Genomic DNA, 22,553 nt, shown 5'->3' on the forward strand with positions numbered 1-22,553 from the left:
TCAGAGCATCGTATCGTGGGCCTCCGGGAGGCAGCGCCTGCGCTGCCGGTCAGGGGCCTATGTGGTGACTGCTTCTCGGTTTGATATTGATCCTCAACCCGGTGTCGGTCTTGAAGCTGCGGTAGGGGATGATTTCCTCCCGGCCGGCGTCGAGGGTGATCTGGAGATGGTCGGGGAACTCTCTGAAACGAACGTTGGTGAGGTCGAATTTTTCCACCGGCGCCTTGGGGAGGCCTATGCCGTTCACCGCACCGTAGAGGTCGATGACCAGGCTGAAGGGCTCCACCATGGTGATCAGGTTGAATTCGTTCACCTTGCCGCTCGTGTACAGACTGAGGCCGTCCTTGTCGATGGTGATGCCGGTCAGGGCGATCCTGCCATCGGGCACGGGGGTGGGCGTGGTCGCCTTGAGCTCGAAGGGCGCTTCATCGGGAGCGACGGGTTCGGGCTCCTGCTTTCTGAGCGCGGAGGCGACGGATGCTGCTTCGGAAACGGCAGCCAGGGGGAGTGCGGCCGGCGCGGCGGCGATGGAGGGAAGCGCGGTCGGCGCTGAAGTGGCGGGGGTATCGGGAGTAGGCAGGGCTGCCTGTTTGCTTAGTTGTGCGGGGGGAAGCTCGGGCGGCTCTTTCGCCGCCTTGAGTTCCGGGGCCGGCTGCGCTCCCTCGACAAGCGGAACCGCCTGCGGGGGGAGCTGCGCCGCGGGGAGCGCTGGAGCGACCCTCGCCGTCACCTGCCCGGGTTCAGGAGGCTGGTCCGGGTAGGCCGCAGGGGGCTCTTGGATGCGTTTGGCCGCGGGAAGCGGAGGGGGCACGGCCCCCTCCTTCAGTTCGGGTGCTGCCGCGTTGGGGAAGTACCTTGCGGTCTCTTCCCCCTTTCTTTGTGCTGCGGGGAGGAGGGCCGATCCGGATGCGGTCACACCCGGATCAGCGGCCTGCGGGAAAAAGCGTGCTTCGGGTTCGCCCTGGCGTTGCGCAGGAGGAACGTCACCGTTGGCGACGTTACCTTGCGCTGGCACCAGGGCTACCGGCTTTTTTCCAAGGGCGCTCCCTTTCTTTACCGCGGCTGCTTTGCCCGCGGCCTTTGGGGTCGGGCCCGACTGGGCTGCCGGCGCCTGTTGCACACCGTTCTTCTCGCATACGAGGTTCGCCTCGATGCGCCTGTTCTTCGCGCGCCCCACGGCGGTCTTGTTGGTCGCCACCGGGCGGGACTTGCCGTACCCCTTCGCGGTCAGCCGCTTGGGATCGATGTTGAAGTTCTTGACGATGTAGTCGCGCACCGACTGGGCGCGCCGTTCGGAGAGCCTCTGGTTGTAAGGGACGCTGGCGGTGCCGTCGGTGTGACCGGAGATCTCGCCGTGGGCCTCGGGGAACTCGTTCAGGAAGTCGCCCACCGTCTTCAACTCGGCGTGGTACTGCGGCTTCACGTTCCACTTGTCGGTGTCGAAGTTGATCATCAGCACCGCAGGCTGGTTGCAGAAGCGTTTCTCCGCCTGGGTCGGCTGGACCACCATGACTGCCGCGTTGGCGGAGGCGGTGCCCCCTTTGCCCTTGCAGGTCACGGTGTAGATGGTGTCGGCCGCGGGGGTCACGATGGTGGAACCGTTGGCGGCTACGTCGCCGACGTCGGGACGCATCTCGCAGTTGTCGGCCCGCTTGCTCTGCCAGGTCAGCACCGACTTCTCCCCCTTCTTGATGGAGGCGGGAGCGGCGGCCAGGGAGACCTCGGGAGCGGCCACCGGTACCGGCACCACAGGAGGCGGTACGGTCAGGTTCAAGGTCGGCTGCGCCGCGGGGAGCGGCCGCGCCACCGGCTCGGGCGGAGGCGGCGGGGCCGGGAGCTTCGCGACCGGCGGGGTCACGCCGAAGGGGATGTAGATCCCGGTGGTGTACTCGATGGCGTACCTGTCGATCTTGTTGTCGAGGAAGATCCCCCGCACGTCGCCGCGCCAGGCCATGTCCTCGGTGACGAAGTACTTGAAGCCGGCACCGAGGTCGAAGGCCCCCTTGGTCTGCGACTTAAGCTGCGTCCCGGCGTAGCCCGCGGCCACGTTGGGGACGAACTTCTCGTCGGGGCGGAAGTTCCACAGCAGGTCGGCCCCGTAGCGCAGGAAGTCGGTGTTGTTGTCGGTCAGCGTCGAGCGGGTCTTCGAGTAGTCGAAGAGCGCCTCCGCCTCGAGGTTGCGGGTGAAGTTGTAGCCCGCGCGCAGGCCGAACACCGGCGCGGTTTCCAGGTGCTGCTCCCCGTCAAAGGAGACTCCGCCGACCACCGGGGAGATCGAGAAGGTCCCCACCCTGTTGCTCGCCGGGCTCCCCCCCTGCGGCGCGTCGGCTGCTGCCGACGGACCGGGACGGGAGGCGAGGAGCAACGCCATTGCCATCATCATCAATGCATGTCGTTTCAAATCAATCTTCTCCGTTTCAGTTGTATTAGATTGCATTAAAGTTGCACTTTAATCTCACAGGCTTGCCAAACGGTACTACTAAGCTACTATTAAAACCCGCCGTGTCAAATGGCATATGATTCTTTATGCTTGACTCACGGCCCGCCATATATTAAACACAAAAAATAATATTTGCAAATTTATTATGAGCACATAATATGTGTGTCGACATTAGCAACTACTCGGTATATAATGAGTCAAGAGTGCAAATATTAGTAAAATTTAATTTGCAAATACCCATATGACATCACAGGAAGGTATGCTATGCCACGAACCAGGAAATTAGTGACAGTATTGGCATTGGGGATGTTCGCGTCGGCAGCGGGCGCCGCCCAGGCGGAGACGCTCCAGGACGCTGTGCAGTACATGCTTCGCTCCAACCCCGAGGTGCGGGCGAACTACTACAACAAGGTGGCACGCGAGAAGGAAGTGCGCCAGGCCAAGGCCGGCTACCTCCCCACCATGGACCTCTCGCTGGCAGCCGGGGTGACCCGCCAGCACGAGCCGACCTTCGGCACCGTCTACCCAAACGCCGCGACCATCAGCGTGCGCCAGAACGTGTTCCGCTTCTTCGGGACCCAAAGCGAGGTCGAGCGCCAGGAGGCCCGAGCCCGGGCCCAGCAGTACCAGTTGGGGAACTCCGCTGAGAACAACGCCCTTTTGGCCTCCAAGGTCTACCTCAACGTCTTGAAGAGTGAAAAGCTCCTGGCCCTGGCCCAGGAGAACCTGACCAACCACCTGCGCATCCACGACCAGGTGAAGTTGAGAAGCGAGTCCGGGGTCGACCGCCGGGCCGACTTCGAGCAGGTCAAGGGGCGCGTGGCGCTGGCGGAGAGCAACCTCGCCGCCGCCCAGGCCAACCTCTCCGACAGCCTCGCCGACTACCAGGCGGTGATCGGCTACCTTCCCGGCGAACTCACCGAGCCCCAGTCAGTTGGGCCGCGTCTCCCCAGGAGCAAGGAAGAGGCGGAGGAACTGGCGGTTGGCGGGAACCAGGCGCTCAAGTCAGCCCGGGAAGGGGTTCAGGAGAGAACGGCGCAGCACGAGGCCGCGAAGAGCCTGCTCTACCCGAGCCTCGACGTGGCACTCGACTACCGATGGCTCAAGGACTACAACGACTTCCCGGGGAACCGCGAGGAGTTCCTGGGGACCGCCACCCTCACCTTCAACATCCTGAACGGCGGCTGGAACAAGGCGCGCCTGGGTCAGACCCAGAGCGAGGTGTACGAGGCTGAGGAAATCCTCGAGAACACCAAGCGCCAGACGGTGCAGTCGATCCGGCTCTCCTGGGAAGCCAACCGTTCCGCCCAGGAGCGGATCAAGTACCTCGACGACTACGTCAAGGCCGCCGCCCAGACCGCCGACGCCTTCGCCGCTCAGTGGTCCATCGGCAGGAGGACCATGTTCGACCTGCTGGACACCCAGGCCGAGCTGATCAACGCCAAGGCGAGCCTGGTGAACGCGCAGTACGACCAGCGCTACGCCGAGTACCGGCTCCTAAACGGCATGTCGCGCCTGTTGCCGACCCTCGGCCTGCAGGCTCCCGACCAGACCGGCAGGGTCACCACGGCGGCAGGAACGCCGTAGACTATCCCGAGAGAGCACTGTATTATAGAGCCCCGGATCGCCGCTACCTTTAAGGACGGTCCGGGCTTTTTTTTAGAGAAAGAGCACCTTGGCCGGGATAACCGTGGGCATCTACCTGAAACGACTGACATCGCTGTCCTTGACCGCCCTCATGGCGGCGCTTTTGCTTGCCGGCACCGTCCTCCCCGCCGGCAACTTCAGCGTCGACCGCTCCATCCTGCAACAGGCCGAGAAGAAGTACGGCGGGCAGGCCCTGCGCCGCCTGACCGCCTGGGAGGAGCTGATCGCGCGGGACAGGAGCCGGTCCGACCGGGACAAGCTCGACAAGGTGAACCGCTTCTTCAACGAGAGGATCCGTTTCGCCAGCGACTGGGACGTCTGGGGGGTAGAGGACTACTGGGCGACCCCGATCGAATTCCTGGCCAAGGGGGCCGGGGACTGCGAGGACTTCGCCATCGCCAAGTACTTCACCCTAAAGGCGATGGGTGTGGAAGACGAAAAGCTCCGCATCACCTACGTCAAGGCGCTGCGCTACAACATCCACCACATGGTGCTCACCTACTACAGCACGCCCGAGGCCGAGCCGCTCGTGCTCGACAACCTGGTCGATTCCATAGACCACGCCTCCAAGCGCAACGACCTGATGCCGATCTTGAGCTTCAACGGCTCCGGGCTGTGGCTCGCCAAGCAAAGGGGGATGGGCAAGCCCGCCGGCAAGTCGAGCCGGCTGAGGCTTTGGCAGGACCTTCTTCAAAAGATGTCCGAGAACAGACTGTAACGGACAAAGGGTAACCCTATGACACTGTATCGACAGCTCATCATTTTCACCGTCGTGCTCTTCCTGCTGCTGTTCACCGGCACCTGGTACGCGAAGCTCGCCAACACGCGGACCTTCCTCACCAACCAGCTGGAGTCCCACGTGCAGGACACCGCCACATCGCTGGCCCTCTCCATCTCACCCCACGTGGCCCAGAAGGACCTTACCCTGGTGGAGGGGATGATCAGCGCACTGTTCGACCGGGGCTACTACCAGAAGATCACCTACGCCGACCCGCGCGGCAAGGTGCTCATCGAGCGGACGCTCCCGGTCCGGGTCGAGGACGTGCCGCAGTGGTTCGTGGCGCTGGTCCCTCTGAAGACCCCGGAGGCGACCTCGGACGTGATGGCGGGGTGGAACCAGGGTGGGACCATCCTGGTCAAGAGCCACCCCGGCTACGCCTACGCAACGCTCTGGAGCGAGGTGATCAGCATGACCATCTGGTTCGCCGCCTGCGCGGCCTTCCTGCTCCTGGCGGCGGGGATCGGGCTCAGGATCCTGTTGAAGCCCCTGGCCGCCGTCGAGCGCCAGGCGGACGCCCTGTGCCGCAAGGAGTACCAGCTGCAGGAGTCGCTGCCGCGCACCCGCGAATTCAAGAGCGTGGTGGAGGCGATGAACCGGATGACGGTGAAGGTGAAGGAGATGTTCGAGGAGCAGGCGGCGCGGGCCGAGGGGCTCCAGGAAAGGGCCTACCAGGACCCGGTCACCCTCTTGGGGAACCGGCGCCTGTTCGAGAGCCAGGTGAACGCCGACCTCGGTAGTCAGGACCAAAACGGCTGCGGGCTGCTCCTCTTGTTGAGGATCCACGGACTGGAGGCGCTGAACCAGAAAAGGGGGCTGCAGGCGGGCGACGACCTGCTGAAGCGGGTGGCCGCGCTCCTGAAGAATTCGGTGAAGGCCTACGCCGACACCGCGCTTTCCCGCCTCACCGGCGGCGACTTCGGCATCTTCCTCCCCGACGCCTCCCCTTCCGAGGGGGGGATCATCGCCACCGAGATCGCGGCGCAGCTCGGCCGGATCGCCATGGAGAAGATCACCCTTTCCGACAACATAGGCCACCTCGGCATCGCCACCTACCAGGGAAGCACCACGCTCACGAGGCTTCTGGCCGAGGCGGACCTGGCGCTCTCCGCGGCGCTGCAAAAGGGGGCCAACAGCTGGGAACTGCGTGCGGTGACCGGGGATTCGGACGCGCTGCCGCAGGGGCAGCAGCACTGGAAGGACGCCCTGGTGCGGGCGCTCGAGGAGAGGCGCATAAGGCTCGACGCGCAGGGGGTGATCGAGAACGGGCCGGGTCGCAAACTGCTCCAGCTGGAGCTCTTCGCGCGCATCATGCAGGAGGACGGCAAGCCGCTGGACGCCGCCCTGTTCATGCCGGTCGCGGAGCGGCTGAAGCTCGTGTCCGCCATCGACCGCATGGTGATCGAGGAGGCCTTGAAGGCCGACTACCGCCGCCTCGGGGTGGACCGGATCGCCATCAACCTGTCCCCTACCTCCCTGGAGGACGATGCGTTCCGGAACTGGCTCTACGCCTTCTTAAAGGCCCTCCCCCCCTCCGCACCCCACGTGAGCTTCGAGTTCTCCGAGTTCGCCGCGGTGCAGCACCTGCAGAACATCAGGGAGTTCGGCGCCGCCGTACGGGCCTGCGGCCACGGCATCGGTCTCGACCATTACGGCCGCAGCTTCTCGAAGCTTGGCTACCTGCAGTCACTGCACCCGGAATACGTGAAGATCGACCGGGCCTACACCGGCGAGCTTTCCGGCGGGGAGACCGACAGCAGGTTCTACGTCGCCTCGCTCTGCAGCGTGGCGCACAGCATCGACATCAAGGTGGTGGCGGAAGGGGTGGAAAGCGAAGAGCAGGCGGCCATCCTCAAGGAGCTGAACCTTGACGCCATGCAGGGGTACTTCTTCGGCAGGCCGACGCCTTTGGCCTCCTACCCCGCCGTCAGATGATGTCGTGCACCAAGAGGTCGGTGGAGGAGATCTTCTCGCGCAGGCTCTGGCGTGCCTTGATCCTCTGCTGCGCCTGTTCGGGGAGTTCGGTGAAGTTGATCACGTTCTTTCTGACCAGGAGGTCGACCAGGTCCTCGATGACGCGCACGGTGGCCGCGTCGGAGAAGGCCAGCGCCTCCCCCCAGGCCCCGGCTTCGTTAAGGAAGGCGATCACCTCCTCGTCCATCGGGGATTTCTGTTCGGTGGCCGATGCGGCGGGACTTTTGTGCAGGGCGACGATCTTGCCCTCGCCGTCTCTTTCTACATAAAACATGGAGTATCCTTTCTTTGAACGGGTGGCTGACGGTGTTTCTAAAAGAGGTACTGACACGGGAAGACAGCCGCAAGTATAACGCAAAACGTTTACCAATGTGAAAGGTATTATGCTAGGATGTTTCCCGTTCATTTGAGCGGCCCCTTTTACAGCTAAAGAGGATCGGACGTGCCAGAGACTGAAAACCTTACCCAAGAAACAGAGTGGAATGTCGGCGAGGACAGCGATCGCCACGACGACCCCCTTCTCGACTCGCTCCTTTTGGTAGCCAAGCTGCACGGGCTGCCGGCATCGCGGACGGGGCTGACCGCCGGGCTCCCCCTGGTGCAAAACCGCGTGACGGTCGAGCTGTTCCCCCGCTGCGCCGAGCGCGCCGGGCTCTCCTCCCGCCTGGTGAAGCGTCCCCTTGAGCGGATCTCCCAGCTGCAGCTCCCCGCCATCCTGCTTTTGCACAACCGGCAGGCGTGCGCGGTGGTCGAGCGGCTCCCGGAGTCGGACAGCTTCAAGATCCTGCTCCCGGAGGCGGGGACCGGCGAGAAGACGTTGACCCGCGCCGAACTGGAGAAGCTCTACACAGGCTTCGCCGTCTTCGTCCGCCCCAGGTACCGCATCGGCAAGTCGACCAGCGTGACCCGCGAGGACGGGAAAGGGAACTGGTTCTGGGGGGCGATCACCTCATCCTGGCGCATCTACCGCGACGTCCTGATCGCCTCCTTCCTGATCAACGTCTTCGCCCTGGTCAGCACCTTCTACATCCTGAACGTCTACGACCGGGTCATTCCGAACAGCGCCTACGAGACCCTCTGGGTCCTCTCCATCGGCGTCACCGTGGTGTACCTGTTCAGCGTGCTGATGCAGGGGCTGCGCGGCTACTTCGTCGACGAGGCGGGCAAGAAAGCCAACCTGAAGATCTCCTCGCTGCTGTTGCAGCGGGTGCTGAACCTCCGCCTGGAGGCGCGCCCGCAGTCGATCGGCTCCTTCTCCAACAACCTGAGGGAATTCGAGACCATCCTCGACTTCATCACCTCCTTCTCCATCACCGCCGTCATCGACCTCCCGTTCGTCATCCTGGGTCTGGTGGTGATCTGGTACATCGGCGGTGGCGCCATCCTGACCATCTTCCTGGTGAGCATCGCTCTCATGCTGATCTACTCCGCCTGCATCCAGGCGCCGCTGCGCCGGGCCGTGGAGAACACGTTCGCCGCATCGAGCCAGAAGAACGCCATCCTGGTCGAGGGGCTCGCCGGGCTGGAGACGGTGAAGATGCTCGGTGCGGAGAGCCACGTGCAGCGGAGCTGGGAGGACGCCGTCAGCTACATCTCCACCTGGAGCGCGCGCTCCCGCTTCCTCTCCTCCTCGGTGAGCAACGTCTCCTACCTGGTACAGAACCTCGCCGTGGTCGCCCTGGTCATCGCCGGGGTCTACGCCATCGCCCTGCGCGAACTGACCCAGGGGGGGTTGGTGGCGCTGGTGATCCTGTCCCGGCAGGTGGTGGCGCCGGTGGCCCAGGTGGCCAACCTCGCCACCCGCTACCACCGGGCCAAGGAGGCCTACCGGGCCCTGGACGACATCATGAAGCTCCCGGTGGAGCGCCCCGCCGGCAAGACCTTCCTGCACCGCCCCCGCTTCAAGGGGGGAATCGGGGTGAAGGCGCTCTTCTTCGCCTATCCCGGACAGACGGTCAACGCGCTGAACAACATCTCCCTGCAGATCGCCCCGGGCGAAAAGGTCGGCGTCATCGGCCCCATCGGCTCCGGCAAGACCACGCTCGGGAAGCTCCTTTTGGGCCTCTTCGAGCCGGCCAGCGGCATGGTCACCATGGACGACACGGATCTCCGGCAGATCGACCCGGCAGAGCTGCGGCACTACGTGGGGTACGTCCCGCAGGACATCTCGCTGTTCAAGGGGACGGTGCGCGAGAACCTGACCCTGGGGGCTGCCGACATCGACGACCACGCCATCATGCGCGCGGCGGAGCTTGCCGGCGTCGGGGAGTTCGTCAAGAAGCACCCCATGGGGTTCGACATGGAAGTCGGCGAGTTCGGCCGCGGGCTCTCCGGCGGACAGCGCCAGTGCGTGGCCATCGCACGGGCGCTTCTGCTCGACCCGCCGGTGCTGGTCTTCGACGAACCGACCAGCAACATGGACAGCCGGGCCGAGTTGAAGCTCAAGAACAACCTGGCGGCCGGCGCCCAGGAAAAGACCATGGTCCTGATCACGCACCGCGCCTCGCTCCTGGAACTCGTGGACCGCATCATCGTGATCGACAACGGCGCCGTGATCGCCGACGGACCCAAGGCGACGGTCCTCGAAGCGCTGCAGCGCGGGCACCTGAACATCTAGCGGAGAATACGACGTGGAGATAAAAGCAGCCAAGAACAAGGGAAACGGGGTGTTCCGCAGGATGCCCGAAGACGACGTCGACTACGTCACCGACATCAGGACCTCGATCCTCGTGCAGTCCCCGCGCGGCGGGCGGGCCATCCTCTGGGCCACGTTTGCGCTCTTCGTCATCTTCATCGGCTGGGCGTCGGTATCCGAGGTGGAGCAGACGACCAGGGGCGAGGGGAAGGTGATCCCGGCCAGCCAGGTCCAGGTGATCCAGAACCTCGAGGGGGGGATCCTCTCCGAACTGCACGTAAAGGTGGGGGACACGGTCAAGAAGGGGCAGCTCCTGTTGAAGATCGACGAGACCCGCTTCGTCTCCTCGCTGGAGCAGAGCCAGGCGAAGTCCGGCGCCGACAAGGCCAAGGCGGCCCGCCTGCGCGCCGAGGCGGCCGGCAGCACCAGCTTCTCCATTCCGAGCGACGTTCCGGCCAGCATCGCGGCCAGCGAGCGGGCCCTCTTCGAGTCGCGCCGCGCCGAGCTGAAGCACTCCATCGAGGTGAAGCAGTCCCAGGTCGACCAGCGCCAGGGGGAACTGAGGGAACTGAGCACCCGCCTGCGCGAGCTGAACCAGACCTACACCCTGTACCAGAAGGAGATCAACATCACGAGGCCCCTGGTCGCCAAGGGAGCGGTCTCCGACATGGAGCTGTTGCAGCTCGAGCGCAAGGCGAGCGAGATGAAGGGGGAGATCGAGACCATCAAGCAGTCGATCCCGCGCATTCAGTCCAAGATCGACGAGAGCTACGCCGCCATGAAGGAGCTGAGGCTCAGCTTCTCCAACAAGGCCAAGGCCGAGTACAACGACGTCGCGGCGAAGGTCGGCGAGGAAACGGCGTCCTCGCTCGCGCTCAAGGACCGTCTGGACCGCACCCTGGTCCGCTCCCCGGTGAACGGCACCGTGAACCGGATCCTGGTCAACACCATCGGCGGCGTCATCCAGCCGGGGATGAACATCGTGGAGATCGTCCCCACCGAGGGGACCCTCCTCATCGAGACCAAGATCAAGCCGGCTGACATCGCCTTCCTGAAGCCGAACCAGAAGGCCACGGTGAAGTTCTCCGCCTACGACTACACCATCTACGGCGGGCTGGAGGCACGGCTGGAGCAGATCGGTGCCGACAGCATCACCGACGAAAAAACCAAGGAAAGCTACTACCTCGTCACGCTGAGGACCGACCGCAACTACCTGGGGACCAAGGAGAAGCCGCTCCCCATCATCCCGGGCATGGTGGCCACCGTGGACATCGTGGCCGCCAAACGGACCATCCTCTCCTATCTCTTGAAACCGATTCTCAAGGCCAAGTACTCGGCGTTGCGCGAAAGGTGATTACATGCTGATCCTGCTGGCTAGCGCAAACGCATCCCTGTTGGGCCGGTGGCAGGGCCTGGTGGCCGAAGGGAACCAGGTCCAGGAGTGCCGCACCCTCGGCGAATTGAAGCGGCTGGCCTCCTCCGGACAGTTCGAGCTGGTGCTCCTGCACCGCGACCTGGTGGACGCTGCCGCCTGCGCCGAGTTGCGCGCCGCGGCTCCCGCGGCCCGGCTCTTTCTCCTCTCGGACCGCCCCGAACCCGAGGAGGGTCTCTCCTTCCTGAAGGTGGGGATCGTGGGCTACGCCAACAGCTACATCGCCCGGGAGAACCTCCAGGAAGCGCTGCGCGTGATGGCAAGCGGCGGGGTGTGGCTCGGACAGCAGGTGATCCAGCAGTTGATCCTGGAAGCCGCGCAGAACAGCGCGGGAAGGGAAAAGCACCCCGAAAGGCTCCTGGCGCCGCTTACCCCGACCGAGCGCAGGGTGGCCGAACTGGTGGCGGCAGGGAGGACCAACCTGGAGATCGCCGCCGACCTGGGCATAGTGGAGCGCACCGTGAAAGCCCACCTCACCTCCATCTACTGCAAGCTCCCCGCCGGCAACCGGCTCAGCCTCGCGCTCCTGGTCAACCAGGCCTGAACCGGCCGGTTACCGCCCCTGGAAGCCTCCGGCGAAATCCGTGACGCAGATGGTGCGGTAGAGGGGGTGCGGGCCGCAGGCGGCGCCCGCGGTGGTGAAGGAGCGGTCGAAGATGTTCTTTCTGTGTCCCCGGTCGGCTACCCCGTCGTCGATGATCAGCCCCATCACCACCTGCCTCGCGGTTTCCGGCCCGTAGCTGATGTTCTCCCCGAGGCTCGAGCGCCAGGAGCCGTACTTCTCGATCCTCTTCTTCGTGTCGCCGCGCTCGCCGTGTCCCGTCTCTCCCGAGGCGGCCTGTTCCCGCACCAGGTCGGCCGCCGCCATCGCCAGTCCCGGCGACCAGGAAAGCGCCGGCAGCGGGCGCTGCCGCGACAAGAAACGCACCGCCTCGTCCAGCGCCCCCTTCCCTTCCGACGTCATCACCATGTTCAGCGTCCCCGGCAGCCGGTACGCCTTGCCGATGAAGCTCTTCCTGAACTCCCGGATGTACTCCGCGTAGCGCTGCGGGTTCTGGCGCGCCGCGTTGGTTTCGGCGAGCACCTGTTGGCCGAGGTCCCCCGACTCGGCGTGGGCAGCGCCGCAGGCGAGCAGGAGCAGCAGGCAGGATAGCGCCAACCGTTTCTTGATCATTTTTTCCCCTCCAAAAGAGCCAGCCTCGCCTCGAACACCTTGAGAGCGTCCGCAAGCGTCGCCTCGATATCGTCCCCGTACACCGTGAAGTAGAGGTAGTTTCCCGAGTAGTGGTGCCAGTTGAGGTCCTCGACCAGGAGCGGTTCGAGGTAGCGTTCCATCTTTTCGTAGGGGTAGAAAGGGTCGCCGTTGGGCCAGGTGCGGCGGAGCTTCTGCGCCTGGACCTCCGTAAGCGGGATGCGATAACGAACCGAAACGACCTGAGCCTCCATGACTCCCCCCTCCCCTATGCACCTCTGCGCGACCGATGACAATGCCCTCTCCCCTTTTTGGGGGTGCATAAGACCAAAAGGATAAGCCAGCCGCGCACCGATGACAAGCCCGATGACAAGCCCGATGACAAGCCCGATGACAAGCCTGCCCCTGCGTCAATCCCCTCTCCCTCCGGGAGAGGGTGGCCGGAGGCCGGGTGAGGGCGCTGCCACGAAGCACCAGGGGAGCATACTGCGACGCCCTCACCCCAGCCCTCTCCCGAGGGGAGAGGGCGATTGAAAAAAGCCTCCAGCCTTCAATCCACTTTCCCAGGGGTACCCCGAACAAAAAAACGCCCCCCTCGGAGCACCGAGGGGGGCGTTTTAAAAGCTGTTGCCGGTCCCGAAAGCCTAGATCGACTTTCTCCACGCAAGCCTTCCCTCCAGCCAGCGCGAGAAGGAGGTGAAGGCGAAGCAGAGCACGAAGTAGACCGCGGCGATGAAGATGAAGATCTCGGTCGGGAAGGCCATGGTCCGGTTGTTGATCTGGGTGCCGACGTGGGTCAGCTCGGAAACCCCGACAATGAAGGCGAGCGAGGTGTCCTTGATGAGCGACACGAACTGGTTCACGAAGGAGGGGATCATGTTCCTCAGCCCCTGCGGAAGCACGATGTAGAGCATCGCCTGCCAGGGCTTCAAGCCCGTCGAGATGGCCGCCTCGGTCTGCCCCTTGGGAATCCCCTGGATGCCTGCGCGCACGATCTGCGACATGTAGGCCGAGGTGAATATGGTGAGTCCCATGATGACCGTGGTCGCCTCCGGCACCGTCTTGCCCATCAGGGCCGGGAGCAGGAAGTACATCCAGAAGATCACCATGAGAAGCGGAATGCCGCGCACCGTGTTGATGAACAGGTTCACCGGGTGGCGGATCACCGCGTAGCGCGACAGGCTCAAGAGCCCAAGGATCAGTCCTCCGAAGAAGGAGAGGACGCAGGAGACCACCGCGAGGTACATGGTGAGCCCGAGTCCGCCCAGCGGGCCGTTGGGGTAGCGCCCGATCATGAAGTAGGTGAAGTTGTCTATGATTACCTGAAAGTTGAGTGCTTCTTCCATTATCTTCTCCGTTTACCGCAGGAAAATCTGCCGTTCTCGTTACCGGACCCGTCCGCCGTCCGCTAGGCGCGGTGCGGGTTGAGCACCTTCTTGTTGTACAGATCCATGAGCGCCGTGATGACCACGGACAGCCCGAGGTAGACCACGGTGGCGGCGGTGAACGCCTCGAATCCCTTGAAGGTGTAGCTCTCGACCTGGCGCGCCTGGTAGGTGAGCTCCATGACCCCGATGCTCATCGCGAGCGAGGAGTTCTTGGCGAGGTTCAGGAACTGGTTCACCAGCGGAGGGATCGTGATACGTACCGCCTGCGGCAGGATGATGTACTGCATGGAACGGAGATAGGAGAAGCCGGCGCTTCTGGCCGCCTCCATCTGCTCCTTCGGGATGGAGAGGATGCCCGACCTGATATCCTCGGCGATGAAGGCCGAGGTGTAGATGGTGAGGGCGATGGCGGCCGCGGCAAACTCGAAGTTCGTGCTGTTCAACCATTCGTTGACCGCCGCCGGGAGCACCTTGTAGGAGCCGAAGTACCAGAAGAAGATCTGGACCAGCAGCGGCGTGTTCCGGAAGAACTCCAGGTAGGCGGTGGCGATCCAGCGCACGGGACGGTAGTGACTCATCTTCAGGACGGCGATCAGGAGTCCCAGGATGAAGGCGCAGACGATGCCGACGGCGGAGAGCTCCAGGGTGACCTTGAGCCCGGATACCAGCCACTCGAAATACTTGCCGGAGGTGACGATGGACCAGTCAAATGTGTACTTTAGCACGTGAAACCCCTTAGAGGCAGGTTGAAGACTGAGACTGAGACTAAGATTAAGACTGAGATAAAGCTACCAGCTAAACGTCTTTTCTCAACCGGGCCTCACTCTTCGACCTGATTTACTGTTAAACGGCAGGTCAAGGTTGAGAGAAAGGTTTTTCTTAACCTCAATCTCAACCTTAACCTGTCTTTTTACTTGTCCGCTACGATCTTGAAGGTGCGCTTGAGCTGGAAGTCGGTGCCTTTGCCGAACCACTTCTCGAAGATCTTCTTGGCTTCGCCGCTCTTCTCCATGTCGAGGATGGTCTTGTTCACAAAGGCGATGAACTTGGCGTCGTCCTTCCTCATGCCGAGGCCGTACGGCTCGTTGGAGATCTGGACGTTCGGGATCTCGAACTTCGCCTTGTTGGGTGCCTTGGCGAGGATGCCGGCCAGGATCGCCTCGTCGGTGGTCACCGCCTGCACCTTGCCCTGCTGCAGCGCGAGGAAGGCCTGCGGGTAATCGTCGAAGGAAAGCACAGTGGCGGTCGGCAGGGCGGCCTTCACGTTCTGCTCCGAGGTGGAACCCTTGGCGGTACCGATCTTCTTGCCGGCCAGGTCCTTCAGGCTCTTAACCTTCCCCTTAACGGTGATGAACTTCTGACCGGTGGCGAAGTAGGTGTGGCTGAAGCCGATCTGCTTGGCGCGCTCCGGGTTCTTGGTCATGGTGGCGGCGATGATGTCGATGTTACCCTCGGTGAGCTGCGGCATGCGGGAAGCGGAGGTAACCGGCTTCAGTTCGACCTTCACGCCCAGCTTCTTGGCGATCGCCTTCACGAAGTCGACGTCGTAGCCTACGATCTCGCGGCTCTTCTCGTCCACGTAACCAAAAGGAGGAAGGGAATCCTTCACGCCAGCCACCAGGACGCCTTTCTTCTTGACTTCGGCAAGGGTGTCGGCGGGAGCCGCGGCCATCGCCTTACCGAAAGAACCCAACAGGGCCAAACCCATAACAACAGCAGCCAATCTTTTCACAGTACTCTCCTTTTGATGTTCGTTATTAACAGACACCCGTGCCCGCCGCTGGGAATCCGGCAGAGTTCGGCGGGTGAACGAGTTCTCTAGTGCATCGGCGACAGCAGCTGCTTCAGGAACTGCTTGGCGCGGTCGTGCTGCGGATTGCGGAAGAATTCTTCCGGCTGTGCCTCTTCGAGGATGACGCCGTGGTCCATGAACACCACGCGGTCGGACACCTCGCGCGCGAAGCCCATCTCGTGGGTAACGCAGACCATGGTCATGCCGGTGCTGGCAAGGTCCTGCATGACCGCGAGCACCTCGCCGATCATCTCGGGGTCGAGCGCGGAGGTCGGCTCGTCGAAGAGCATGATGCGCGGCTTCATGGCCAGGGCACGGGCGATGGCCACGCGCTGCTGCTGGCCGCCGGAGAGCTGGGTCGGGTAGGCGTCGCGCTTGACGGCGAGGCCGACGCGCTCCAACAGTTCCATGGCCTGCTCCTGCGCTTCCTTCTTGGATGTCTTGCGGATCTTGATCGGTGCCAGCGTGATGTTGTCGATCACCGAAAGGTGCGGGTACAGGTTGAACTGCTGGAACACGAAGCCAACCTCGGCACGCAGCCTGTTGATGTCGGTCTTCTTGCTCCTGAGGTCCATGCCGTCGACGATCAGGCTCCCCTCCTCGATCGGCTCCAACTGGTTGATGGTGCGGATCAGGGTCGATTTGCCGGACCCCGAGGGACCGCAGACGACGACCACTTCCCCCTGTTTGACGTGGAGATCGATCCCGTTAAGCACGTGAAGCTTTTTGAACCACTTGTGGACCCCTTCAAACTTGATCATCTGCTGCTCCTTTTCTATTTGTTGCCAATCGAGTCACTCGAAGCTGCTGCACAGGATATGGGCAGTTTCCCCGCTCAACCGTTCCCGCCAACCGTCGTTTTGGGTGCGGCAAGGCTGGCACGCGTACAATCCGGCTCTATATACAGCAAAGCCGGTGCCAAAGAAGGCGTAAACAGCTAACAACTCGGATTGCTATCCGAATACGCCATTTTGGGAGCCAACATTAGAAACAAAGGGGTATAACCACTACTGGAAAGCTGTTTGAGGCGAAGAAGGAAGTGACGAAGAAAGGGGATTTTAGGGCGGGTATAACAATCATTATAGGCTTAACGAAAGTTATACCCCATCGTGCGGCGGGTCCGGAGCGCGAAGAAAAGAGCCGGTGGGAAAAGGCGCAGGTTTTGTGCAAAAAAGCGGCAGAAGCAGCGTATCGGGTTCAGCAGGAAGGAGGCCGGGAGTGAGCGCGCTGCCTCGAAACTGGGCACGCACTCCGTAGGGGCGAATAATCATTCGCCCGTCCATCCTCACCTACTCCCCCTTGCCGTCCCTCTGCAGCTTGAGCCTCTTGCTGAGCGCGGGCTGGGAGATCCCCAGCATGCGGGAGGCCATGCTCTGGTTGTTGTCGGAGCGTCGCATCGCCTCGGCGACCAGCTGCTCCACCGCCGCGCTCAAGGTCGGTATCTCGGCACAGGAGCAAAAGACGTTCTGCTCGCCGGTTGCGGCCTGGTCCGCGGGAACCTCGCCCTGCACCTCCATCGCCTGCCTGAAGCTGTTCATGGAGAGCATGCGCGAGGAGTGCACGCTCATGGCGTCGTAGACCATCGACCTCAGCTCGCGCAGGTTCCCCGGGAAGCTGTAGTTGGTCAGAAGCGTCATGAGCTCCTTCGGGTAGCTCGGCACCTTCTTGCCGAAGACCTCCGCGCTCTCCTTGAGGAAGTGGTCCAGGAGCAGCGGGATGTCGTCCTTTCTTTCGCGCAAGGGGGGAATGTGCACGTGGTGCGCCCTCAGGCGGAAGTAGAGGTCCTTTCTGAACCCGCCGGCGTCCTTCTTCTTGGAGAGGTCGTGGTGGGTCGCCACCACGATGCGCGCCCTGAGCTGCTTGGGCTGGTCGCTCCCGAGCGGGTAGTATTCCCCCTCCTGCAGAAGCCGCAAGAGCTTCACCTGGCAGGCGAGCGAGAGGTCCCCGATCTCGTCCAGAAAGAGCGTCCCCTCGGCGGCCTGCTCCACCATGCCGCTGCGGCTCTCGTCGGCACCGGTGAAGGCCCCCTTCTTGTGGCCGAAGAGGGTATCAGTGAAGACGTTGTCCTCCAGCCCCGCCACGTTCACCGGGACCAGGGGACCGTCGCCGCGGCTCAGCGTATGGATGGCCCGGGCGATCAGCTCCTTGCCGACGCCGCTCTCCCCGGTCACCAGGATGGGCTGGGTGCTCCTTGCCACCGCCTCGATGTACTGGAAGATGGAGCGCATCGCCTTGTTGTTGGTGACGATGGGGGCGAAGGCCTCCGGGCACTCCAGGCGGTCGTTCAGGAAACGGCGCCGCATCTCCTTGTTTTCCCGCTGCAGCTCCTGCATCCGGATGGCGCGCCGCACCGATTCGAGGATGTGGTCCTCCTCGTCGGTCTTCACCAGGTAGTCGAAGGCGCCCAGGCGCATGCAGGAGACCGCCGTCTCGATCTGGTTCAGGCCGGAGAGGACCACCACGGTGACCTCCGGGTGTTCCTCGGCGATGCGGGCCAGGAGCTCCTGGCCGGAGAGGTAGGGCATGGTCAGGTCGAGCAGCACCAGGCCGATCTCCCCCTTGTCCAGCACCCCCATCACCAGGCGGCTGTCGGTGAGCGCGGTGATGTTGCTGATGGCACCGGGTCCTTCCAGCGTCATGCGCAGGCTGCGCAGCCAGGGCGCCTCGTCATCCACCAGCAGCACGCCGAATGCCGGGTATAGTGCTTCGCTCATCTGCAACTCCTCTTCGTCTTTTGAATCAAGGGGGAGGGCGAATGATTATTCGCCCCTACAGAACCTCGCGGTTTATGCCACCTCGCGGTCCATGCCACCTCGCGGTCCATGCCACCTCGCGGTCCATGCTACCTGGCGGTCCATGCTACCTGGCGGTCCATGCTACCTGGCGGTCCATGCTACCTGGCGGTCCATGCCACCAGGCGTCCATGCCACCAGGCGTCCATGCCACCAGGCGTCCATGCCACCAGGCGTCCATGCCACCAGGCGTCCATGCCACCGGGCGTCCATGCCACCGGGCGGTCACAGGCTCCCACTCCCTTGACGGGAGGGGAAAACCTACGAGCGTTCTGCAAAGATCTCTACATGCCCGCGCTTTCCCGCAGCGCCGGCAGCTCCATGGTGACCGTGGTGCCGAAACCCGGCTGGGAATCGAAGTTCAGGGTGCCGCCGTGCTGCTTCACGATTCCCGCGGAAATGGAGAGCCCCAGGCCACACCCCCCCTCTTCGCGCTTGGTGGTGAAGAAGGGATCGGTGAGCCGCGCCAGGTGCTCGGGCTCCACCCCCCTCCCCTCGTCGCGCACGGTGAGGAGCACCAGGTCCCGAAAGCGGTCGTGCCGGGTGGAGATCTGGACGCTCTTGCCGCTCCCCTCCAGCGACTGGGCCGCGTTCAAAAGGAGGTTCACGATCACCTGCTCGATGCGCTGGCTGTTCCCCTTCACCCGTGGCAGGGTCTCGGCGAAGTTGGCGACCACCTGGTGCGAATTCTTCACCACGGTGTTCTCGACCAGGCGCAGCGCGGCCTGGGCGCAGAGGTTCAGGTCCAAAAGCTCGGTCAGGTCGGCGCTGTCGCGGCGGGCGAAATCCTTCAGCTCGGCGACGATGCGCTTGATCCTCTTGGCGGCATCCTGCGTCTCGGAGAGCATGTGCGGCAGCTCCTCGCGCAGGCGGTCGTAACTGTGCCGCCCCAGCTTGAAGTCGCCGTGCCGTTCGCGGTACTCGTCCAGGATCGGCTGGGAACCGCGCAAGACCTCCTCGAAGCGGGGGAGGTTCAAAAGGATCAGCCCGTTGGGGTTGTTTATCTCGTGTGCGACGCCCGCCACCAGGGTCCCCAGCGAGGCGAGCTTGTCGGCCTGCACCAACTGGTCCTGGTGCATCCTCAGCTTCTCAAGCGCCGCCTGCTTCTCGGCCACCTCGCGGGCCAGTTCCTCGGTGCGCTGCGCCACCCGCTTCTGCAGGGTTCGGGACCAGACCACGGTCCCCCCGAGGATCAGCAAAAGCGGCAGGGACACCAGGGTCACGTAGCGCACCACCCGCCCCCAGGAGACCGGCTGCGACTCCATCACCCCGAGCCACTTGTTGTGGATCTCCTGGAACTGACCGGAACGCTTCAGGATGGCGAGCCCCTCGTTGAAGCGCGCCAGCACCTCGGCGTTCCCCTTCTTTACGGCGTAGCCGTAGGCCTGGGTCATGATCGGCTCGGCCACCGGGACGATCCGCTTCAGCCCCATCTCCTTTTCCAGGTACATCCCGGTCAGCCTCGAGACCAGGGCGCAGTCCCCCCTCCCCTGGTTCAAAAGTCTCAACGCCTCGGCCAGCGTATCGGTGAGGATGAGCCTCGCCTTCGGGTCGAACCCCTTCATGAAGTCATGCATGATGCTGTTCTTCATCACGATGACTTCCTTGCCGCGCACGTCGTCTATGGAACGGATGCGCCGGTCGTCGCGGCGGATCCAGATGGACTGGAACAACAGGGCGTGCGGCGTTGAGAAATCGACCTCGCTGGTGCGCTCCTGGGAGAAGGCCATCCCCTGCAGGATGTCCACGTCCCCCTGCTCCAGCGCCCGGCGCATGCCGTCCCAGGGCCCCAGGGAGATCTCCACCTTGAAGCCCATCACCTCGGCTATGGCGCGGGTCAGCTCCACGTTGAAACCGGTGGGTTTGCCGTCGTTGTCGACGAACTCGTAGGGGGGATAGTTGAAGTCCCCCCCCACCACGACCACCCCTTTGCCGGCTCCGCCGCGCCCCAGGGTGTCGGCTCCCGCCGCCGAGGCCAGCAGCACCAGGAAAAGGAACAGGAGCATGGTGACTCGGGTCAGGCACAGGCGCTTGCGGCCGGCACCGGCGGCGCGGGATCTCTGGATCTGTTGTACTGAGCGGAAAACGTGCAAGGGCAAGACACCTTAGCAGGGACTAGCGGGATAGATGGCGATGGGAAATTAATGGCATAGACCGGAGGGTTATGTCAACCGCGATCACCCGCCAGGACGGGGCGACCGGAACCTGGGTACGCCGCAAAGATTATTGCGTCCCCCCATTTGCTTTTTGGCTGGGGCCGGTATTATTTTTATCGTGACAACCGAAGTATCCCTCTACCACAGGTTCTACTACAGGTGATGACATGCGGCTTTCTCTCTATCTCGAACATGGTGAACAGTTCTCCCGGGCCGCGCTGAAACTTCCGGTGCAGACCCCCATCGATATCGAATCGACCCTGCTCAACTGCTACATCGAAGTGCTGCCGGTGGCGGCGTCCTACTACATGGGACCGGAGCACCTTCCCGGCATCGAGTTCCCGCACCCGGAAATCCGCGTGGTGTTCCAGTTGAAGGAGCACCCGCAGGTGGCGGCGGTGTACTCCATCGACGTCTTCGTGACCGACGCCATGCTGAGCCTGGTCAGCCACGCCCAGGGGCACACCCACGTGGACATCAACCGCAGGGCGGCGCACATCGAGAGGCTGATCGCCAACAAGCAGAACGGGCTGCTGGAACTGATCGGGTGCAACCACAACACCCTCATCGACCGGCTCACCCAGGCCTTCCTCGGCCTGCGCAGCGCCTACCTGAACGCGCTCAACGAGGAAGGGTGCCTCCCCATCCCGAAGCACTACTAGCGCTTAACCGGGGCGACCGAACCGCTCGAGGCAGGGCCGGCAGAGGCCCTCCTCGGGCTGCCATCCGGGAAACCTCTCCTGCACCTGCTCCACGACCACCGGATCGGCCGCCCCCTGCGACCCGTGCAACAGCTCCGACACCTCCTGGCCGCAGACCGGGCACTCCGGCGCGGCGCTTCCCCTTTCCTCCCGCATCCCCCCCGTCAGGTTGGCGCGCTGGCGCTGCAGGCAAGGAAGCCCCAAAAGGTCATCCCCCAGCCGCAGGTCTCCGGACTCCTTGCGCTTTTTGGATTGCGTCATGATCCGCCCCGCACCTCCTCCTTTTCTTCCGCCTTGCGCACGGTGAGGCGCAGCCCGGTCACCGCGACCACCTGCACCTTTTCCCCTTTGCGCAGCGGTTCCTCGCTGCTCGCGTTCCAGTACTCGCCGCGCAGCAGCACCCTACCCTCCGGCACCAGGTCGGTATCCGCCACCCCGAGTTCCCCGAGCATCCCCTCCACGCCGGTTATCGGCTTCTCCCGGTGCGCCTGGATCACCTTGACCACCACCACCGCGAAGAAGAGCGCCGTCACCCCGACCGTCCCCGCCAGCACCTCCCAGGACAGGCGCAGGTACGGTTCGGGCGACGGGAACAGGATCAGCGATCCCAGCACCATCGCCACGACTCCCCCGACCGCGAGCATGCCGTAGGAGACCACCTTGATCTCCGCGATGAACAGGATGATTCCCAAAAGGATCAGGCCGATCCCGGCGTAGTTGACCGGCAGGGTCTGCAGGGCGAAGAAGGAGAGGAGCAGCGAGATGCCGCCGATTACCCCGGGCAGGATCACCCCGGGGTTGGAGAGCTCGAAGAAGAGCCCCAGTATCCCCAGGAGCATCAGCATGTAGGCGACGTCCGGGTTGCTGATCGCGTCCAGGATCCGGTCGCGGGTCCCCATCTCGTGGCTCACCACCCGTGCGCCGGCTAGGTGCAGCACGATCTCTTCCCCTCCCCGCTGCACCTTGCGCCCCTCCAGCCTGACAAGGAGGTCCTGCCGGCTCGGCGCCACCAGGTCGATCACCCGCTGCGCGAGTGCCGCTTCGGCGCTCAACGAGATGCTCTGGCGCACCATCCTCCTGGCCAGCTCGGTGTTGCGTCCCCTCTTGGCGGCGATCCCCTCGACGTACGCCTCGGCGTCGTTCACAAGCTTCGCCTCCATGACCGGGTCGGGTTTGCCCCCCAGCCCCACCGGGTGCGCCGCCCCGATGTTGGTGCCGGGGGCCATCGCCAGGATGTCAGCGGAAAGGGCGATCACGGCGCCCGCCGAGGCCGCGCGCGCGCCGGAGGGGGCGACGTAGACCGCAACCGGGACCGGCGCGCCGAGAATGGCCTGGACCGCCTCGCGCATGGCGCTGTCGAGCCCGCCGGGGGTGTCCAGTTCCACCAGCAGGAGCCGGTCCCCCCGTTTACCGGCCGCCGCCAGGTTTTCCTTCAGGAAGGCGGTGCTGACCGGATTGATCGGTCCACGCAGGGAGATGAGTCCCACCTGCGGCTCCTGAGCCGCCAGGCACAGGGGGAGCACCAGTAACAGCAGCACCAGCAACAGCCGTTTCATCACCGCACCTCCCGAAAAAACTGTTCGGCCTCACGCCAAGCCGCAATGACGCAAAGCTTACCCCCCAAAA

General features: G+C 63.7%; 19 protein-coding genes. 7 read left to right on the forward strand and 12 right to left on the reverse strand.

Annotation, left to right across the window (positions count from 1 at the left end):
• Positions 1-49: 49 nt before the first annotated feature.
• Positions 50-2,401, reverse strand: a complete 2,352-nt coding sequence (locus tag KP003_RS21490; RefSeq protein WP_217299683.1) for an OmpA family protein — start codon at positions 2,399-2,401, stop codon at positions 50-52.
• Positions 2,402-2,725: 324 nt separating this feature from the next.
• On the opposite strand from KP003_RS21490, the gene KP003_RS13510 reads away from it, so the two are divergent.
• The 3 genes from KP003_RS13510 to KP003_RS13520 all read left to right on the forward strand — a co-directional run bounded on the left by KP003_RS13510 (position 2,726) and on the right by KP003_RS13520 (position 6,800).
• Positions 2,726-4,027, forward strand: coding sequence for a TolC family outer membrane protein (locus tag KP003_RS13510; RefSeq protein WP_216499516.1), 1,302 nt, complete (start codon positions 2,726-2,728; stop codon positions 4,025-4,027).
• An 88-nt stretch (positions 4,028-4,115) separates the two neighbouring features.
• A complete protein-coding gene (locus KP003_RS13515; protein WP_236026952.1) occupies positions 4,116-4,805 on the forward strand; it encodes a transglutaminase-like cysteine peptidase in 690 nt (229 codons plus the stop codon).
• 18 nt (positions 4,806-4,823) lie between these two features.
• Positions 4,824-6,800 carry a bifunctional diguanylate cyclase/phosphodiesterase gene (locus KP003_RS13520; protein ID WP_217299684.1) on the forward strand — a complete coding sequence of 659 codons (1,977 nt, stop codon included), beginning with the start codon at positions 4,824-4,826 and terminating at the stop codon, positions 6,798-6,800.
• Here KP003_RS13520 and KP003_RS13525 read toward each other — a convergent pair.
• Positions 6,793-7,113 (reverse strand): hypothetical protein, encoded by a 321-nt coding sequence (locus tag KP003_RS13525; protein WP_216499518.1) that lies wholly within the window; start codon positions 7,111-7,113, stop codon positions 6,793-6,795. The two genes, KP003_RS13520 and KP003_RS13525, sit on opposite strands and share 8 nt — an antisense overlap.
• Positions 7,114-7,281: 168 nt before the next feature.
• Here KP003_RS13525 and KP003_RS13530 point away from each other — a divergent pair, with 168 nt between their 5' ends.
• Genes KP003_RS13530 through KP003_RS13540 form a run of 3 tightly spaced genes read left to right on the forward strand, consistent with a single transcriptional unit; the run spans position 7,282 to position 11,450 of the window.
• A complete protein-coding gene (locus tag KP003_RS13530) occupies positions 7,282-9,456 on the forward strand; it encodes a type I secretion system permease/ATPase (RefSeq protein ID WP_217299685.1) in 2,175 nt (724 codons plus the stop codon).
• A gap of 13 nt (positions 9,457-9,469) precedes the next feature.
• Positions 9,470-10,828 carry an HlyD family type I secretion periplasmic adaptor subunit gene (locus KP003_RS13535; protein WP_217299686.1) on the forward strand — a complete coding sequence of 453 codons (1,359 nt, stop codon included), beginning with the start codon at positions 9,470-9,472 and terminating at the stop codon, positions 10,826-10,828.
• Positions 10,829-10,832: 4 nt separating this feature from the next.
• Positions 10,833-11,450: a response regulator transcription factor gene (locus tag KP003_RS13540; RefSeq protein WP_217299687.1), complete on the forward strand. Its 618-nt coding sequence runs from the start codon at positions 10,833-10,835 to the stop codon at positions 11,448-11,450.
• A 9-nt stretch (positions 11,451-11,459) separates the two neighbouring features.
• On the opposite strand, the gene KP003_RS13545 is transcribed toward KP003_RS13540, so the two are convergent.
• The 8 genes from KP003_RS13545 to KP003_RS13580 form a co-directional block, all read right to left on the reverse strand.
• On the reverse strand, positions 11,460-12,080 hold the full coding sequence (locus KP003_RS13545) for a CAP domain-containing protein (RefSeq protein WP_217299688.1): 621 nt from the start codon (positions 12,078-12,080) through the stop codon (positions 11,460-11,462).
• Complete coding sequence (locus tag KP003_RS13550; RefSeq protein WP_217299689.1) at positions 12,077-12,352, reverse strand: hypothetical protein; 276 nt, start codon at positions 12,350-12,352, stop codon at positions 12,077-12,079. Before KP003_RS13550 ends, KP003_RS13545 begins: the two co-directional genes overlap by 4 nt.
• Positions 12,353-12,742: 390 nt before the next feature.
• On the reverse strand, positions 12,743-13,444 hold the full coding sequence (locus tag KP003_RS13555) for an amino acid ABC transporter permease (protein WP_216499524.1): 702 nt from the start codon (positions 13,442-13,444) through the stop codon (positions 12,743-12,745).
• A gap of 62 nt (positions 13,445-13,506) precedes the next feature.
• Positions 13,507-14,211, reverse strand: coding sequence for an amino acid ABC transporter permease (locus KP003_RS13560; protein WP_199390840.1), 705 nt, complete (start codon positions 14,209-14,211; stop codon positions 13,507-13,509).
• A gap of 185 nt (positions 14,212-14,396) precedes the next feature.
• Complete coding sequence (locus KP003_RS13565; RefSeq protein WP_216499525.1) at positions 14,397-15,218, reverse strand: ABC transporter substrate-binding protein; 822 nt, start codon at positions 15,216-15,218, stop codon at positions 14,397-14,399.
• 86 nt (positions 15,219-15,304) lie between these two features.
• Positions 15,305-16,039 (reverse strand): amino acid ABC transporter ATP-binding protein, encoded by a 735-nt coding sequence (locus tag KP003_RS13570; RefSeq protein WP_216499526.1) that lies wholly within the window; start codon positions 16,037-16,039, stop codon positions 15,305-15,307.
• A gap of 528 nt (positions 16,040-16,567) precedes the next feature.
• Positions 16,568-17,992 carry a sigma-54-dependent transcriptional regulator gene (locus KP003_RS13575; RefSeq protein WP_216499527.1) on the reverse strand — a complete coding sequence of 475 codons (1,425 nt, stop codon included), beginning with the start codon at positions 17,990-17,992 and terminating at the stop codon, positions 16,568-16,570.
• Between the two features lie 362 nt (positions 17,993-18,354).
• Entirely contained in the window at positions 18,355-20,076 is a 1,722-nt protein-coding gene (locus KP003_RS13580; protein ID WP_239027533.1) for a transporter substrate-binding domain-containing protein, read from the reverse strand.
• A 317-nt stretch (positions 20,077-20,393) separates the two neighbouring features.
• Between KP003_RS13580 and KP003_RS13585 the strand changes: the two genes are divergently transcribed.
• A complete protein-coding gene (locus KP003_RS13585) occupies positions 20,394-20,888 on the forward strand; it encodes a hypothetical protein (protein WP_217299690.1) in 495 nt (164 codons plus the stop codon).
• A 3-nt stretch (positions 20,889-20,891) separates the two neighbouring features.
• Here the strand turns inward: KP003_RS13585 and KP003_RS13590 are convergent, their stop codons facing one another.
• Both KP003_RS13590 and KP003_RS13595 read right to left on the reverse strand, forming a co-directional pair.
• Positions 20,892-21,188 (reverse strand): hypothetical protein, encoded by a 297-nt coding sequence (locus KP003_RS13590; protein ID WP_217299691.1) that lies wholly within the window; start codon positions 21,186-21,188, stop codon positions 20,892-20,894.
• Positions 21,185-22,483: an NfeD family protein gene (locus KP003_RS13595; RefSeq protein ID WP_217299692.1), complete on the reverse strand. Its 1,299-nt coding sequence runs from the start codon at positions 22,481-22,483 to the stop codon at positions 21,185-21,187. The genes KP003_RS13590 and KP003_RS13595 overlap by 4 nt, the downstream gene beginning before the upstream one ends.
• Positions 22,484-22,553 lie beyond the last annotated feature (70 nt).

Origin of the sequence: Geomonas diazotrophica (assembly GCF_019063885.1) — a bacterium.
GTDB classification, from domain to species: Bacteria; Desulfobacterota; Desulfuromonadia; order Geobacterales; family Geobacteraceae; genus Geomonas; species Geomonas diazotrophica.

Coding starts and splice junctions, on each gene's coding strand:
- KP003_RS13520 (WP_217299684.1), top strand. CDS start 4,824: ATGACACTGTATCGACAGCTCATCATTTTCACCGTCGTGCTCTTCCTG.
- KP003_RS13525 (WP_216499518.1), bottom strand. CDS start 7,113: ATGTTTTATGTAGAAAGAGACGGCGAGGGCAAGATCGTCGCCCTGCAC.
- KP003_RS13540 (WP_217299687.1), top strand. CDS start 10,833: ATGCTGATCCTGCTGGCTAGCGCAAACGCATCCCTGTTGGGCCGGTGG.
- KP003_RS13545 (WP_217299688.1), bottom strand. CDS start 12,080: ATGATCAAGAAACGGTTGGCGCTATCCTGCCTGCTGCTCCTGCTCGCC.
- KP003_RS13550 (WP_217299689.1), bottom strand. CDS start 12,352: ATGGAGGCTCAGGTCGTTTCGGTTCGTTATCGCATCCCGCTTACGGAG.
- KP003_RS13555 (WP_216499524.1), bottom strand. CDS start 13,444: ATGGAAGAAGCACTCAACTTTCAGGTAATCATAGACAACTTCACCTAC.
- KP003_RS13570 (WP_216499526.1), bottom strand. CDS start 16,039: ATGATCAAGTTTGAAGGGGTCCACAAGTGGTTCAAAAAGCTTCACGTG.
- KP003_RS13575 (WP_216499527.1), bottom strand. CDS start 17,992: ATGAGCGAAGCACTATACCCGGCATTCGGCGTGCTGCTGGTGGATGAC.
- KP003_RS13580 (WP_239027533.1), bottom strand. CDS start 20,076: ATGCTCCTGTTCCTTTTCCTGGTGCTGCTGGCCTCGGCGGCGGGAGCC.
- KP003_RS13585 (WP_217299690.1), top strand. CDS start 20,394: ATGCGGCTTTCTCTCTATCTCGAACATGGTGAACAGTTCTCCCGGGCC.
- KP003_RS13590 (WP_217299691.1), bottom strand. CDS start 21,188: ATGACGCAATCCAAAAAGCGCAAGGAGTCCGGAGACCTGCGGCTGGGG.
- KP003_RS13595 (WP_217299692.1), bottom strand. CDS start 22,483: ATGAAACGGCTGTTGCTGGTGCTGCTGTTACTGGTGCTCCCCCTGTGC.